This window comes from Streptomyces sp. 5-10 (assembly GCF_014712245.1).
Lineage (GTDB): Bacteria > Actinomycetota > Actinomycetes > Streptomycetales > Streptomycetaceae > Streptomyces > Streptomyces violaceusniger.
This window is the reverse complement of record NZ_JACVYG010000005.1, coordinates 75,667-90,894: the sequence shown is the minus strand read 5'-3', so window position 1 is coordinate 90,894 and position 15,228 is coordinate 75,667. Positions and strand designations below refer to the sequence as shown.

Here is a 15,228-nt window from a genome sequence, read left to right as displayed (position 1 = left end):
CGTCCTCACGCCGGGGAGCGAGGTGGGGATCAAGGTCATCACCAGGAGGCCTTGCATGATCATGCGGAAGACTGCATACTCCTGCTGTGTCCAAAGTTCTCACCTCCCTCCCCGTCGGCGAACGCGTCGGGATCGCCTTCTCCGGCGGCCTCGACACCTCGGTAGCGGTCGCGTGGATGCGCGACAAGGGCGCGGTGCCCTGCACCTACACCGCCGACATCGGCCAGTACGACGAGCCCGACATCGCCTCGGTCCCCGGGCGCGCCACGACGTACGGCGCGGAGGTCGCCCGGCTGGTGGACTGCCGGGCGGCCCTGGTGGAGGAGGGGCTCGCGGCCCTGGCCTGCGGGGCGTTCCACATCCGCTCCGGCGGCCGCAGCTACTTCAACACCACACCGCTCGGGCGGGCGGTCACCGGCACCCTGCTGGTGCGCGCCATGCTCGAGGACGATGTGCAGATCTGGGGCGACGGCTCCACCTTCAAGGGCAATGACATCGAGCGGTTCTACCGCTACGGCCTGCTGGCCAACCCCTCCCTGCGGATCTACAAGCCGTGGCTGGACGCCGACTTCGTCAGCGAGCTCGGCGGCCGCAAGGAGATGTCGGAGTGGCTGCTCGCCCATGACCTGCCCTACCGGGACAGCGCGGAGAAGGCGTACTCCACCGACGCCAACATCTGGGGCGCCACCCACGAGGCCAAGTCGCTCGAGCACCTCGACACGGGCATCGAGATCGTCCAGCCGATCATGGGCGTACGGTTCTGGGACCCGTCGGTCGAGATAGCGGCCGAGGACGTCACGATCGGCTTCGAGCAGGGCCGGCCGGTGACGATCAACGGCAAGGAGTTCGCCTCCGCCGTCGATCTGGTGCTGGAGGCCAACGCCATCGGCGGCCGCCACGGCCTGGGCATGTCCGACCAGATCGAGAACCGCGTCATCGAGGCCAAGAGCCGGGGCATCTACGAGGCACCGGGCATGGCGCTGCTGCACGCGGCGTACGAGCGGCTGGTCAACGCGATCCACAACGAGGACACCGTCGCCACCTACCACACCGAGGGGCGCCGCCTCGGCCGGCTGATGTACGAGGGCCGCTGGCTGGACCCGCAGGCGCTGATGGTGCGCGAGTCGCTGCAGCGCTGGGTCGGCGCGGCGATCACCGGTGAGGTGACCCTGCGGCTGCGGCGCGGTGAGGACTACTCCATCCTGGACACCTCCGGACCGGCGTTCAGCTACCACCCGGACAAGCTCTCCATGGAGCGGACCGAGGACTCCGCCTTCGGTCCGGTGGACCGGATCGGCCAGCTGACCATGCGCAACCTCGACATCGCCGACTCGCGCGCCAAGCTGGAGCAGTACGCCGGTCTCGGCATGGTCGGCAGCTCGCATCCGGCGCTGATCGGCGCCGCGCAGGCGGCCTCCACCGGGCTGATCGGCGCGATGCCGCAGGGCGCCTCCGAGGCGATCGCCTCGGACGGACAGGTATCCGGACAGGACAAGCTGCTCGACCGCGCCGCGATGGAGTTCGGCGCCGACTGACCTCCCCGCTTCCCTGGTCCGCCGCCCACCCGCGCCCGAGCGCGGGTGGGCGGCGGCGTGTTCCGGTGGGGCCGGGTCAGCGCACGGACTGTTCCGCCGTGCCGCCGCCCAGGCCGTCGACGTACGAGGCGATCCAGGCCAGCGGCGCGTTCCAGTTGATGGTGATCTCGTTGGTGGAGAACGCCATCAGGCTGTCGGTGTAGCACATCGCCGGGGCGCAGCCCTTCAGCTTCTTCTTGGCCACCGGGTCCTGGAGCCCGGAGTTCGGGCCGCCCGCCAGCGAACCGGGCGCCGGGTGCGGCAGCCGGTGGTCGCGCTGGTGGGCCCAGAAGCGGTGGTGCTGGTTGTGCGAGTCCCGTTCGCCGTAGCCGGTGACATAGGACTGGTTGAGCGGATTGCCGCCCAGCAGATAGTCCATGCCGCGGAGCACCGCGTCGAGGTAGCGGGGCTTGCCCGTCAGGTCGTGGGCGGTGGCGAGCACGATCATGTTGTTGAGCACCTGGCTGTTGGAGCCCCACTCGTACATGCCGTCCTTGGGCGCGTACGGCACACCGTAGGCCGACTTGGCGGAGTCCGCGGCGTAGCGGTCGGCGGCCTTCGTCACCATCGCGCGCACCTCGGCGCGCTGCGGCGCGGTGAGCTTGTTGGGGACGGTGGCCAGGTCCAGCGCGCCGAGGCCCGCGGTCGAGGCCCATGACATGCCGCCGCCGCGCGGGAAGAGCGCGCCCACGTCGTGGTGCAGCGGCGAGTCGAGCACCGCCTTGGCGTAGGTGGGGTCGCCGGTGGTGATGAACAGCTCGGCCGCGGCCCAGTAGAACTCGTCGCCGACGTACCGGTCGCCGTAGGCGCCGCCGCCCGTGGAGTCCTTGTCGCCGGCGAAGATCTTCGGGTGTGCCTTGGCCGCGTCCCACGCGGCCCGGGCCGCGTGCAGACAGCGGGCGGCGAACGCCGGGTCGTAGGGCTTGAACAGCCGGGCGCTCTGCGCGGCGGACGCCGCCAGGTTGAGTGTGGCCGCGGTGGACGGCTTGTGCAGCTCGCGCTGCTGCCGGTCCTGGTCCGGCCGGGTGGGGAACCCGGTCCACTGCTTGTCGTGCACCTTATGGAACGCCATACCGGCGAGCGGCTTGCCCTTCGGCACCTGCATGCGCAGGAGGAATTCCATCTCCCAGCGGGCCTCGTCCAGGATGTCCGGGACGCCGTTGCCACGCTCGGGCACCCGGAGCCGGCCGTCGCCCAGCGAGGCGGCGTCGACGCCCTTGGTGGTGCGGGTGCGCTCGTACGCGGACATCAGCTGGGCCACCGAGATACCGCCGTTGACGACGTACTTGCCCTGGTCACCGGCGTCGTACCAGCCACCGGAGACATTCCGGCGGTAGTCGCACACGCCCTTGACGCACGGGACGTCGGTGTCGCCCCGGTGCGGGGCCGCCTTGTCGTGGCCCGCGGGACGGGCGTACTTGGCACCCACCAGGTCCTTGTCGATCTTGATGCCACTGCGGTTGTGGTAGAAGTACGCGAGCGCGTCGCTCCGCAGCGAGTCGTAGAGGTGGTCGCCGATGGCGAACGGCTCGCTCTTCTTCCCGTCGATGGTGATGGTGTAGCCCTCGCCCGCGTCCGTGACCTTGCTGAAGTCGAAGGTCTGGACGTGTCGGCGGGAGCTGGGGTCCACGCCCGCGGGGGTGGTGGTCCCGCTCGCCCGCTCGGTGCCGTCGGCGGCCCGGAGCGTCCAGGTCAGCGGCTTGGTGGCGGGGGTGACGACGGTGCCCTTCTTGGGGCCGTGGGTCAGATAGCCGACCTGGTTCACCCGCACCGGCGAGCCGGTGTCGACCTTGGGAGCGGCCGTCCCGGCTCCGTGCCGCGCGTGGAGGTCCGCGGCGCCCGCCGCGGGCGCGGCCAGGGCGCCGAGGGTCAGTCCGGCCGCGACCGCCGCGCCCACCATGCGCCGGCGGCGGCGGTCGGTCCGATCAGGGGTGATCCGTGCGCGAGGAGCGGTAGCAGACAAGACTCAGCACTTCCGGGGGTTCGGCGTCTTTTCCGTCCCTCAGAGGCTAGGAAGAGGCCCTGGCCTGCGGCTTCGTACGCTTAGCCGAAATCCGGGTACACCAGGTGACCGGGGCCGGCCTCCTTCGATCGAGGTATGTCAGGAGGTGAGCCGCGGTGGCGGCGGGCTACCAGCGGGCGAGGTCCGCCTGGAAGGACGGGTCGAAGCGCCGCATGTACCCGGTGTCATCGCGGTTGCGCAGTCCGCACCGGACGTAACTCTCATGCAGGCGCGCCAGGGCGTCGGGGTCCAGCTCCACACCGAGGCCGGGGGCGCCCGGCACGGGCACCGCGCCGTCCACGAAGGTCAGCGCGCCGTCCACGATCACGTCCTCGGTCTTCCACGGCCAGTGGGTGTCGCAGGCGTAGGTGAGGTTCGGAGTGGCCGCGGCGAGGTGGGTCATCGCGGCCAGGCTGATGCCCAGGTGCGAGTTCGAGTGCATGGACAGGCCCATGCCGAAGGTGTCGCAGATGCCGGAGAGCAGCTTGGAACGGCGCAGCCCGCCCCAGTAGTGGTGGTCGGAGAGGACGACCTGGACGGCGTCGGCGGCCACCGCGGGGGCCAGCTCGTCGAAGGCGACCACGCACATGTTGGTGGCCAGCGGCATGGGGACCTCGCGGGCGACCGCGGCCATGCCGTCGATCCCGGGGGTGGGGTCCTCCAGGTACTCCAGCACGCCCTCGAGCGCGCGCCCGACCTTCACCGAGGTCTCCGTCGTCCAGACGGCATTGGGGTCCAGGCGCAGCGGATGGTCGGGGAAGGCGCGGCGCAGCGCCCTGATCGCCTCGATCTCCTCCTCCGGGGGCCGGACACCGCCCTTCAGCTTGATCGCGGTGAAGCCGTAGTCGTCCACCATCCGGCGGGCCTGCGCCACGATGGCATCGGGGTCGAGGGCCTCGCCCCACTCGTCCGGCTCCTGGCCGGGGTGGGCGGCCCACTTGTAGAAGAGGTACGCGCTGAACGGGACGGCGGACCGCACGGCGCCGCCGAGCAGGTCGCTGACCGGGCGGCCGATGGCCTTGCCCTGGATGTCCAGGAGCGCCACCTCGAACGGGGAGACCACCCGGTCGACGGTGCTGCTGGTGGTGATCATGCCGGTGAGCCCGGAGCCGCCGGAGCCGCCCACGCGGTCGATGACCCGCTGGACGCGCTGGTGCAGCTCCTCGGTGGCGAAGGCGTCCAGCCCGACGATCTCGTGTCCGACGGCCGCCAGGCGCTCCAGGTGGAGCTCGTCGGCGTAGGTCTCGCCGAGCCCGGTCAGGCCCGCGTCGGTGTGGATCTGCACGATCGAGCGGAGCGCGAAGGGCTCGTGGACGCCGACGGAGTTGAGCAGGGCCGGGTCGCGGAAGGCGACGGGGGTGATGGTGACATCCGTGATGCGCAGGGGGGCTCCGTCAGACATCGACGTCCATTCATATGGTTGAACAGCTGGTAGGTGGGTGAACCCTATCAAGGGGCTGCCCCGTCGACGAGCAGCCAAAACGCCTGCCACAACTCGTGTGATTCGGCGTGGAATTGTTGCTTCCGGAGTCATTGACCGGCGGAACGCGTGCTCGTAAGGTCTGCACCCCACTTCCCGTGGGTTCATGTGTGTGAACGATGCGAGGAGAGCCGCCATGGTGAATCCCCCCGCCCCCGACCGTGATGCGGCCGCCTCCTCGGAGCTCGTCCAACGGTCCGTGACCAAGTTTCTGCGACGTGTGATGCCCATCCTGGTCATCATGCTCGTGGTCAATCAGATGGACCGCACCAACGTCGGCTTCGTCCAGGACGACCTCAAGGCCGACATCGGCATCGGAAGCGCGGCCTACGGGCTCGGCGCCGGGCTGTTCTTCATCGGCTACGCCCTGCTCGAAGTCCCCAGCAACATGCTGATGGAGCGCTTCGGCGCCCGCGTCTGGCTCACCCGGATCATGATCAGCTGGGGCGCGGTGACCGTCCTGATGTGCTTCATGACGGGGGCCACCTCCTTCTACATCCTGCGGTTCCTGCTGGGCATCGCGGAGGCGGGGTTCTTCCCCGGTGTGATGTACTACCTCACCACCTGGCTACCGGACTCCGCGCGCGGCCGGGCCAGCGCCATCTTCCTCGGCGGCTCGGCCACCGCCTACATCGTCACCGGCCCCATCAGCGGCGCGCTGCTGGAAATGCACGGCCTGGGCGGAATCGCCGGCTGGCGCTGGATGTTCGCGCTCGAAGGCGCCGTCTCCATCGCCGTGGGCCTCGTCGCCGCATTCTTCCTCGTCTCGCGGATCAGCGACGCCCGCTGGCTGAGCGCCGAGGAGAAGGCCGCCCTCAGCGCGGCGATCGAGCGGGACCGCGAGGCGCGCAGCCGCGAGCCCCAGGTGTCCAGGCTGCGCCTGGTGATCCACCCCCAGGTGGCGCTGCTCACCGGCGTGTTCTTCGCCATGGCGCTCACCGGATACGCGATCACCTTCTGGCTGCCGAGCCTGGTGGACGACATCGGCGGGCTCTCGCCCTTCCAGATCGGGCTGCTCACGGCCATTCCGTGGATCTGCGCGGTCATCGCGATGTACACGATGAGCCGCTACACCGACCGCGTGCCGGACCGTCGGCCCTACCTCGCGATCGTGCTGGTGCTGTCCGCCATCGGCACCTTCCTCGCCACCCTGGGCTCCCCGTGGTTCGGGCTCGCGGCCGTCACCCTGGCCGCCGTCGGCAGCAAATGCGCCGCCAACCTCTTCTGGCCGCTGGCCCAGTCCACGCTCGACCTCAAGGTCACGGCCGCGGGGCTCGCCGTCGTCAACTCCCTCGGCAACCTCGGCGGCTTCGTCTCCCCCACCCTCTTCGGCTATCTGGAGGAGACGACGGGCAGCACCAACGGCGGCCTCTACGCGCTCTCCGCGGCCTCGCTGCTCGCCACCGTCGGCGTCTACTTCATCCGCCGCGGCAGCGGCCGTGGCGGAGCGGAAGCCGCCGAGCCCGCCCCCGTCCGGACCGTCTCCGGGTGACCCCGGCGGCCCCGCCCGGATCCGTGTGGTTCCGGGCGGGGCCGTCTCGGTCAGCGAAGCCCGGACGCGGACGTGGGCACGGCGCGCGTGACCTGGATCTTCTCCCGGAACAGCAGTTCGTCGACCCGGGGCCCGATCTCCTGCTGCCACCGCTCGCTCTGGTAGACGGCCTCGTAGAGCCGCACCCGCTCCGCCTCGTCGGCGAAGCGCCGCATCCACACATAGCCGTCGGGGTCCTCCTCGTCGATGAACGAGGCGATGACGTTCATCCCCCGCGACGTCTGGAAGGGGATCACCACCTCCTCCATGAAGCTGACCCATTCCTCCCGGCGGCCGGGCCTGGTCTGGTAGCGGCGGATCTCATAGAACATGCGCGTCTCCTCGGACTGGTGTGACGAGTGGCGGGAAGTGGCCTCGGGCGTCGGCCTTCGGCCGTGGAGCGGTCAGGCGCCGGTGCGGAGCACCAGCTTGCCGCGGGTGTGGCCATCCTCCCCCTGGCGGTGGGCGCGGCCGGCCTCCTCCAGCGGGAAGACGTCCTCGACCTCGACCTCGACCGCTCCCTGGTCGATGAGGTCGGCGATGGTGGTCAGGGCGGCGCCGTCCGGCTCGACGAGGAAGGGGCTGGTGCGCACCCCGCGGGCGTCCGCGGCCTCCCGCAGCTCGGGGCCGACGCCACCGGGGACGGCCACCAGCAGGCCCCCCTTCTTGAGCACCTTCAGGGAACGGGTGCTGGTGGCGTCGTGCTCCTCGCCCAGCAGGTCGATCACCACATCGACGTTCTCGACCGTGTCCTCGAAGCGCTGCTCGGTGTAGTCGATCAGCTCCGCCGCTCCGAGCCGGCCGAGCCATTCGTGACGGCTCTCCCGGGCGGTCCCCACGACCGTCGCCCCCAGGTGCCGCGCGAACTGGACGGCGAAGTGGCCGACGCCACCGGCGGCGGCGTGCACCAGAACCCGCTGCCCGGCCTCCACCTTGGCGGTGTCCACCAGGATCTGCCAGGCCGTCAGCGCCGCCAGCGGCACGGCGGCCGCCGCCTCGTGGCCCAGCGTGGCGGGCTTACGGGCGAACTGGCGGGCGGGGGCCGTCACGAACTCCGCGTAGCCACCCGCCTGACGGGGGAACCACGGCATCCCGTACACCTCGTCACCGGGGGCCAGCGTGGTCACCCCGAACCCGACTTCCTCGACCATACCGGAGACATCCCAGCCCAGGGTGAACGGCGGCTCGCCGAGCACGCCCGCCATCCCGCCGCCCTGACGGGTCTTCCAGTCGACCGGGTTGATGCCGGCGGCGTGCACCCGCACCAGCACCTCGGTGGGGATCGGCTCCGGCCGCGCGACCTCCGCGACGCGCAGCACCTCCGGGCCGCCGAGCGCGTCCTGCACCACCGCACGCATCATGGACCTGGACACGTGTGCCTCCTGAGCTCATCCGTATCGTTCGCGCCCGCTCTCCGGGCGCGCTCGCACGCTAACCTCGGGGACCTGGTTACCCACAAGGGACACTGCTACCTTTTGGGTAGTACGAAGCAGCCCCGGAAGGTTTCCTCCATGAGTACGCGATGCCACACGGGCCAGCACGCCCATCATGATGTGTACGAGGCCCAGTGCCCGTGCCGCGCCATGCTGGACCTGCTGGCGAACAAGTGGTCGGCGCTGGCCATCGGCGCCCTGGAGGACGGCCCCCTCCGATTCGGCGCGCTGCAGCGCCGCCTTCAGGGGGTCAGCCCCAAGGTGCTCACCCAGACGCTGCGGCGCCTCGAAGACGCCGGGCTGGTGGAGCGGACCGTCTACCCGGCCGTCCCGCTCCATGTGGAGTACGAGCTCTCCTCCCTGGGCCACAGCGCGTCCGTTCCGCTCAGGAATCTGCGTCTGTGGGTGGAGGACAATCTGGATCTCACCACCACGGCCACGAAGCCGATGTAGACGGCGCCGGTCCCCTGCCGCCGCCGCCCGGCCCCCCCCTCAGCACCCACCCCGTTGACGGGAGGGCGCCCTGTTCCGGGTCCTGTCAGGCGGTGGGAGCGGTACGGATGGCGGCGATGTCGAACTGGAGGCGGACCTTCTCACTCACCAGGGCACCGCCCTCGGCCAGCCTGGCGTTGTAGGTCAGCCCCCATTCGGAGCGGTTGATGGTGGTCGTGCCGTCGAAGCCCGCCCGCTGGTAGCCGAAGGGATCCGTGACATGTCCGATGTAGGTGAGCTCCAGGACGACGGGGCGGGTGACGTCCCTGATCGTGAGGTCCCCGGCCATGCGGTAGACGTCCGGGCCCGCGGTCTCCACGGCGGTGCTGATGAACCGGATGTGCGGGAAGGCTCTCGCGTCCAGGAAATCCCGGCCCATCAAGTGGTCGTCGCGCTGCTCGACACCGGTCTGGACACTGGCGGTGGACAGCAGGACCTCGGCCCGGGAACGGCGCGGGTCGCGGCCGTCGAAGTAGAGACGGCTCTCGAACTCCGTGAAGGCGCCACGCACCGTGCTCACCATGGCGTGCCGGACGGAGAAACCGATCCGGCTGTGCGCCGGGTCGACGATCCACTCTCCGGTGAGAGCCGCGAGGCCGGGATCCGGCAGAGCGACGGCGCCGGACGTCGCCCGAGTAGTGGGGGCCGCCGGTGCGGCGCTGGCGATCGCGCGGCGGGCGGTACTGCGGCTGAACAGGTTCATGCCACCCGTTGTTATTTCAACTTACGGGATGACGCAACCCTTGATCAAGAGCAGATACTCAAGGATCTTGAGTAAGTGTCCGCGATGTTACCCCCGAGGAGAAGCCCCCGTTGACGACCGATAGTTACTACGAGCCGATCGACGAGCACCGCTACAAGCCCACCTCCCACGTCAGTGGCGCCTGGAGCACCGACGAACAGCACTTCAGCCCGCTCGGTGGCCTCATCGTCCACGCCATCGACCGCCACCTCGCCACCCGTCCGGACACCGGGCTGCTGCTCAGCCGGATCAGCTTCGACATCCTCGGGCGGCTCGCCCTCGACGAGTGCGAGATCCGGGTGGAGACCATCCGGCCCGGCCGCACCATCGAACTCCTCGAGGCCGTGGTGCTCATCGCGGACCGTCCCGTGGTCCGGGCCCGCGCCTGGCTCCTCGCCGCCGTGGACACCGCTTCCGTGGCCGGTGGCGCCGGGGAGCGGCTCACCCCTCCCGGGAAGCTCGAACCCTGGGCGATGGGCTCGCTGTGGCCCGGCGGGTACATCGCCTCCCTGGACTCCCGTCCGCTCGGGCCGCGCGAGCCGGGCCGCGCGACCGTCTGGGTCTCCACCCCGCTCGACCTCGTGGCGGGGCAGACCAGCACCCCGCTGGCCTCGTACATCGCGCTCGTGGACACCGCCAACGGCATCGCGGTGCGGCAGTCGCCCACCGCCTGGATGTTCCCCAACGTCGACCTGACCATCCACCTCCACCGGCAGCCCGAGGGCCGCTGGACCGGGCTGGACACCACGGTCACCTTCGGCGGCACCGGTCAGGGCACCACCAGCACCGTGCTGCACGACCTGCGCGGTCCGGTCGGCCACGCCCAGCAGATCCTCACCGTCCGGCCCCTGCCCGGCACCTGACCGCGCACGGGACAGGCCGCCACCGGCGAGGTGGCGGCTCCCCCTGTACGATGAGCCGAGCAAGCAACGAACCACTCTGCCTGACGCAGAGCTGGCGCGACCGCTCGGCGGCCGCGGTCCTTCAAGCCCCCTGATCGGCGCGGACCCGGTATCTACCCCGGTCCAGCGCGAGAGGACAGCTCTCGGCGCACTCCGCCACGCCGGCCCGGGTGCGCTACCAGGCGGCGGAAAGGCGTCGGCCGTGGCATCCGCGGTCTCCAGCGACACCCCTCCCCCCGTTCAGCGCGTCGGCTACCGGCAGCTGCTGCGCACCCCGGGCGCGTGGACCTTCCTGCTGCCCGGGTTCGCCGCCCGGCAGCCGTTCGCGATGCTGACGATCAGCATCGTGCTCCTGCTGCGCCACACCACCGGGTCGTACGGTGCCGCCGGTGCGGTCGCGGCCGTCACCGGCGTCTCCATGGCGCTGTTCGCGCCCCAGAGCGGCAAGCTGGCCGACCGCCACGGGCAGCGCGCGGTCCTGGTGCCGGGTGTGCTGCTCCACGCGGCGGCCGCGGCCCTGCTGACCGTGCTCGCACTGGCCCACGCGCCACTGTGGGCGCTTCTCGCCGCCGCGGTGCCCACGGGCGCCTCCGTCCCGCAGGTCGGGCCCATGGTGCGGGCCCGCTGGGCGGCCGCCCTCGGGGACGGCGCGCCGGGCGGGTCCGGGCCGCGCCCGGGACGCCATCCGCTGCTGGCGACGGCGGCCGCGTTCGAGTCCGTGACGGACGAGCTGACGTTCGTCATCGGCCCCGTCCTCGCCACCGCCTTGAGTACCGCCGTGCACCCGGCCTCCGGCCTGGTCGCGGAGGCCGCGCTGACGCTGGTGGGCGGGCTGCTCTTCGCGGCCCGGCGCCGTACCGCGCCACCGCCGAGCCCGGCGCGGGCGGGGGCGCGGGAGCGGCAGGCGTCGGCCCTGTCCGTGCCGGGTGTGCGGGTGCTGGCCGTGGCCTTCCTGGGCATCGGCTCGGTCTTCGGCGGGATGCAGGTCGCCCTGACCGCCCTCACCCAGGAACAGGGCCGACCGGGTCTGAACGGTGTGCTGTACGGCGTCTTCGCGGCGGGCAACATGCTCGCGGGCGTGGCCTGCGGCGCCATCGCCTGGCGTACCTCCCCGCGCCGGCGGCTGCTGACCGCCTACGCCGCGCTGACGCTGATCTGCTCGACGCTGTGGGCGGTGTCCGCGCCGCTGCCGCTGGGCGGGCTGGGGCTGCTGGCGGGCCTGTGTATCGCACCGGCGCTGATCACCGGGTACACCCTGGTGGAGGCGCTGGTCCCGGCCGCCTCCCGCACGGAGGCGTTCACCTGGCTGACCGGCTCGGTCGCGCTGGGGCAGGCCGCGGCGGTGACGGCGGGCGGACAGGTGGCGGACGGCTTCGGCGCGAGCGCCGCCTTCACCGTGCCGCTCGTGGGCACGGCCCTGGCCCTGCTGACGGTGGTGTCCCTGCGCGCCCACATCGCCCCCCGCGGTTGCCGGACGGTGTGCCGCACGCGAGGAGGCGCTCCCCGGCGAACAGCGGCCGCCGCAACCGGTAGGACAGGGCGGCCACCCGCCGTGCCGGGGCGTGGCGGCGGGCGAGTTCGAGCATGAGCAGGGCCGGCAGCGGGCCGTGGACGACGGGGCCCGGGTAGCCCTCCTCCCCTTGCGGGCTCGCCGAGGCGCGGCGGTTCGGCGATCTCGCACCGACCACCGGCGATCATCCGCTGCCGGTGCGGGATGGGCGGCAGCAGGTGCCCGTTCCCGGGGGTGGCCGTCGGTGCCGAGCTCCCGCTGGGTGGGCCACCGCAGGAAGGAGAGCCAGTGCCACAGCGGCGGCAGGGGATCACCGTCCCCCGCCACGGGCTCCGGCAGGTCGAGGGCCGCGAGAGGGCCGCGAGAGGACCGGCGGCCAGGGCGTCCTCGGCCGTGACGGGTCCCGGGGGCCCATGCGGCGACGTACGAGCTGAGCGGGGTCGGCGCGGCGCGGAAGGGGTTCTTGGCCGCGATGGCATGTCAGTCGGTGAGGAACGACGACACGACCGCCCCGGCTTCCGGGCGGCACTCCTCGAAGTAGCCGTGCCGGGCGCCCTCGAAGATGTGCGTCCGTGCCCGGGGGATGCGCGAGGCGAGCAGCGGTGCGTTGACCGCCGGGGTGAGCCGGTCGTCCGCTCCGTGCAGGATCAGCGTGGGCGCGCCGATCAGCGGGAGGACGTCCCAGGCGTCGTGTTCATTGCTGGCGACCAGGTGGCGCCGCCGGGCGTGCGGGGGCATGGCGGGGTCGCCGAGGGTCGTGTACGGCCCGGGGTGCCCGGACCGCCAGGCGGGGGTGTACATGAGGTCGATCAGCGCCTCCCTCGCCGCCCGCGCGTCGGCCTGGGCCAGGGAGCGGCGTACCGCCATGTCGCGCTCCGTCGCCCGTGGCCCGCCGGGTGAGGTGCAGCCGAGGACGAGCCGCCGGATCCGGTGCGGGTGGCGGGCGGCGACCCACTGGGCGACCCGTCCTCCCATGGAGGTCCCGTACAGATCGGCGGATTCGATGCCCAGATGGTCGAGGACGGCGATCACATCGTCGGCGAAGTCCCGTGTCGCGTAGGGGTGGTCGGGCTTTCCGCTCTCCCCGGTGCCGCGCCAGTCCATGGTGAGGGTGGAGTGCGTGGCGTGGAAGTCCGCCCGTATGCCGTCCCACCAGTGGTGGTTGTTGGCCTGGCCGGCCAGGAGCACCAGCGGCGCTCCGGTCCCCTGGCGCTGGTAGGCGAGGAGGGTGCCGTCCAGTGCGCGGGCGTGGCCGCTGACCTGCTGGGGGGCGTCGGTGCGTGGCATGGGTGTCTGTCGCCTCTCGGGGTTTATGTTCTCAGGTGTACGTGGAGCGCTACTTCCGCGACGCGCCCCTGATGATCGTCGGCGAGGGCACCAACGAGATCCAGCGCAATGTGATCGCGGCGCGGCTCGTCAAACGAGGCGGACTGGAGTGACGCCCACTCCCTAGCCGCCCGCGCCCTAGCCGCCCACGTCCCCGCCGCGCGCTCAGCCGCCGCCCGCTCAGCCGCGGGCGATGACCTTGCCCGGGTTGAGGATGCCGTGCGGGTCGAGGGCCGCCTTGACCGCGCGGTGCATGTCCAGAACGGCCGGGGTGAGCTCCTGCTCCAGGCCCTCCCGCTTCAGCAGGCCCACACCGTGTTCACCGGTGACCGTGCCACCGAGGTCGATGGCGTCCGCGATGATCTCGTGGAACGCGGCCTGGGCCCGCTCCCGCGCCGCCGTGTCGCCGGGCTGGGTGATCAGCAGCGGATGGAGGTTGCCGTCACCAGCGTGGGCGATGTTGGCGATGAGCGTGTCATGGCGGGTGGCGGCGCGCTCGATGCGCGCCAGCATCTCCGGGACGGCCGCCTTGGGCACGCACACGTCCTCGGTGAGCACCGGCCCCAGCCGCTCCAGCGCCGGGTAGGCGAGCCGCCTGGCCGCGAACAGCGCGTCGGCCTCCTCCTGGTCCGTGGACTGCGCGGCCCAGGTCGCCCCGGCCTCCTCGAAACAGGCGAGCATGCGCTCGGCCTCCTGCGCGCCGGCCGGGCCCGGGGCGTCCGTACGCCCGAGGAGCACCACGTCCGCGTCGACGGACAGGCCCATGTTCTTCCACTTGTCGACCGCCGCCAGGCAGTGCCGGTCGATCAGCTCCAGCGCGGACGGGGTGAGCCCCGCGGCCCCGATCGCGGCCACCGCGCGTCCCGCCGCCACGACCGAGGAGAAGTATCCGGCGACCGTGCGCTCCGCCTCGCGGCGGGGCCGCAGCCGCACCGTGACCTCGGTGATCACTCCCAGGGTGCCCTCGGAGCCGACCATCAGCCCCGCCAGGTCGTACCCGGCGACGCCCTTGGCGGTCCTGCGGCCGAGCCGCACCAGCTCACCGGTGCCGGTCACCACTTCCAGGCCGAGCACATAGTCACGGGTGACGCCGTACTTCACACAGCACAGCCCGCCCGCGTTGGTCGCCACATTGCCGCCGATGGTGGACCAGGGCGCGCTCGCCGGGTCCGGCGGGTACCACAGCCCCCGCTCGGCGCAGGCGGCCCGCAGATCGTCGTTGACCACCCCGGGTCCGACGACCGCGAGGCGCTCCACGGGGTCGATCTCGTGGATGGTGTCCATGGCCTCGGTGGAGAGCACCACACAGCCCTCGACGGCGTTGGCACCGCCGGAAAGGCCGGTGCCCGCACCCCGGGTGACCAGCGGAACCCCGTGCCGTACACAGGCCCGCACCACGGAGCGCACCTCCGGCGCCGTACGTGGCCGCACCACCACGCGGGGCGTGCCGTACGGTGCCCACTCCGCCTCGTCGTGGACGAATCCGGCGGCGACGCCGGGGTCCTCGACCATCCGGCCGTCCGGCAGCTCCTGCCGCAGATCATCGAGCAACACGCCGGTCCCCTGCCTTGTCGTCGAACACGGTACTTCCCGCTCGCACGGTACCCACCGCCATCGAAAAACGTGATCACCACCCCCTGTCTCCGGGACGGCGGCGGGTCGGCACTTGCGCGAGAACCATCGTTCTCCTACGCTCGCGCCCGATGGGGAGAACGCTCGTTCCCCCCTCCTCTCCGCACGACTCGAGGAGTCGACATGACGACCGACGCCGCACGTCCGCCGTTCCCCCCGTTCACCCGCGAGACCGCCATCGAGAAGGTCCGGCTGGCGGAGGACGGCTGGAACTCCCGGGACCCGGAGAAGGTCGCCCTGGCCTACACCGTCGACTCGCGCTGGCGGAACCGCGCGGAGTTCGCCACCGGGCGCGAGGAGATCGTCGCCTTCCTCACCCGCAAGTGGGCGAAGGAGCTTGACTACCGGCTCATCAAGGAGCTGTGGGCCTTCGACGGCGACCGCATCGCCGTACGCTTCGCCTACGAATCCCACGACGACTCCGGCAACTGGTTCCGCTCCTACGGCAACGAGAACTGGGAATTCGACGCAGGCGGCCTGATGCGCCTGCGCTACGCCTGCATCAACGACCTCCCCATCAAGGAGTCGGAGCGCCTGTACCACTGGCCGCTCGGGCGCCGCCCCGACGACCACCCCGGGCTGAGCGACCTCGGCCTCTGACCGG

Annotated in this window: 12 protein-coding genes and 2 pseudogenes; 7 read left to right on the top strand and 7 right to left on the bottom strand. The window is 71.6% G+C overall.

Annotated elements, in window-relative coordinates; genetic code table 11:
• Positions 1-86: 86 nt before the first annotated feature.
• Positions 87-1,535, top strand: a complete 1,449-nt coding sequence (gene argG / locus IEJ02_RS08140) for an argininosuccinate synthase (RefSeq protein WP_137976541.1) — start codon at positions 87-89, stop codon at positions 1,533-1,535.
• A 76-nt stretch (positions 1,536-1,611) separates the two neighbouring features.
• Here argG and IEJ02_RS08135 read toward each other — a convergent pair whose 3' ends face one another.
• Entirely contained in the window at positions 1,612-3,474 is a 1,863-nt protein-coding gene (locus IEJ02_RS08135) for a glycoside hydrolase family 9 protein (protein ID WP_191064115.1), read from the bottom strand.
• Positions 3,475-3,703: 229 nt separating this feature from the next.
• Entirely contained in the window at positions 3,704-4,978 is a 1,275-nt protein-coding gene (locus IEJ02_RS08130) for a glucarate dehydratase family protein (RefSeq protein ID WP_191064114.1), read from the bottom strand.
• A 214-nt stretch (positions 4,979-5,192) separates the two neighbouring features.
• Here IEJ02_RS08130 and IEJ02_RS08125 point away from each other — a divergent pair, with 214 nt between their 5' ends.
• On the top strand, positions 5,193-6,548 hold the full coding sequence (locus IEJ02_RS08125; protein WP_191064113.1) for an MFS transporter: 1,356 nt from the start codon (positions 5,193-5,195) through the stop codon (positions 6,546-6,548).
• A 50-nt stretch (positions 6,549-6,598) separates the two neighbouring features.
• On the opposite strand, the gene IEJ02_RS08120 is transcribed toward IEJ02_RS08125, so the two are convergent.
• Positions 6,599-6,919 carry an NIPSNAP family protein gene (locus tag IEJ02_RS08120; RefSeq protein WP_191064112.1) on the bottom strand — a complete coding sequence of 107 codons (321 nt, stop codon included), beginning with the start codon at positions 6,917-6,919 and terminating at the stop codon, positions 6,599-6,601.
• A gap of 72 nt (positions 6,920-6,991) precedes the next feature.
• Complete coding sequence (locus tag IEJ02_RS08115) at positions 6,992-7,960, bottom strand: NADP-dependent oxidoreductase (protein ID WP_370467000.1); 969 nt, start codon at positions 7,958-7,960, stop codon at positions 6,992-6,994.
• A gap of 138 nt (positions 7,961-8,098) precedes the next feature.
• On the opposite strand from IEJ02_RS08115, the gene IEJ02_RS08110 reads away from it, so the two are divergent.
• Positions 8,099-8,473, top strand: coding sequence for a winged helix-turn-helix transcriptional regulator (locus tag IEJ02_RS08110; protein WP_191064111.1), 375 nt, complete (start codon positions 8,099-8,101; stop codon positions 8,471-8,473).
• Between the two features lie 85 nt (positions 8,474-8,558).
• Here IEJ02_RS08110 and IEJ02_RS08105 read toward each other — a convergent pair whose 3' ends face one another.
• Positions 8,559-9,215, bottom strand: coding sequence for a YceI family protein (locus IEJ02_RS08105; RefSeq protein ID WP_137976543.1), 657 nt, complete (start codon positions 9,213-9,215; stop codon positions 8,559-8,561).
• 110 nt (positions 9,216-9,325) lie between these two features.
• Between IEJ02_RS08105 and IEJ02_RS08100 the strand changes: the two genes are divergently transcribed.
• Both IEJ02_RS08100 and IEJ02_RS08095 read left to right on the top strand, forming a co-directional pair.
• Positions 9,326-10,117 carry a thioesterase family protein gene (locus IEJ02_RS08100; RefSeq protein ID WP_191064110.1) on the top strand — a complete coding sequence of 264 codons (792 nt, stop codon included), beginning with the start codon at positions 9,326-9,328 and terminating at the stop codon, positions 10,115-10,117.
• Positions 10,118-10,358: 241 nt separating this feature from the next.
• Positions 10,359-11,651 (top strand): annotated as a pseudogene (locus tag IEJ02_RS08095) (MFS transporter); the annotation flags it as partial.
• A gap of 495 nt (positions 11,652-12,146) precedes the next feature.
• Here IEJ02_RS08095 and IEJ02_RS08090 read toward each other — a convergent pair.
• Positions 12,147-12,953, bottom strand: coding sequence for an alpha/beta fold hydrolase (locus IEJ02_RS08090; RefSeq protein ID WP_191064109.1), 807 nt, complete (start codon positions 12,951-12,953; stop codon positions 12,147-12,149).
• A gap of 20 nt (positions 12,954-12,973) precedes the next feature.
• Here IEJ02_RS08090 and IEJ02_RS08085 point away from each other — a divergent pair.
• A pseudogene (locus tag IEJ02_RS08085) lies at positions 12,974-13,105 on the top strand (acyl-CoA dehydrogenase family protein); the annotation flags it as partial.
• A 67-nt stretch (positions 13,106-13,172) separates the two neighbouring features.
• On the opposite strand, the gene IEJ02_RS08080 reads toward IEJ02_RS08085, so the two are convergent.
• Complete coding sequence (locus IEJ02_RS08080) at positions 13,173-14,504, bottom strand: FAD-binding oxidoreductase (RefSeq protein ID WP_223863601.1); 1,332 nt, start codon at positions 14,502-14,504, stop codon at positions 13,173-13,175.
• Positions 14,505-14,747: 243 nt separating this feature from the next.
• Between IEJ02_RS08080 and IEJ02_RS08075 the strand changes: the two genes are divergently transcribed.
• Positions 14,748-15,224, top strand: coding sequence for a nuclear transport factor 2 family protein (locus IEJ02_RS08075; RefSeq protein ID WP_191064107.1), 477 nt, complete (start codon positions 14,748-14,750; stop codon positions 15,222-15,224).
• Positions 15,225-15,228: the final 4 nt, after the last annotated feature.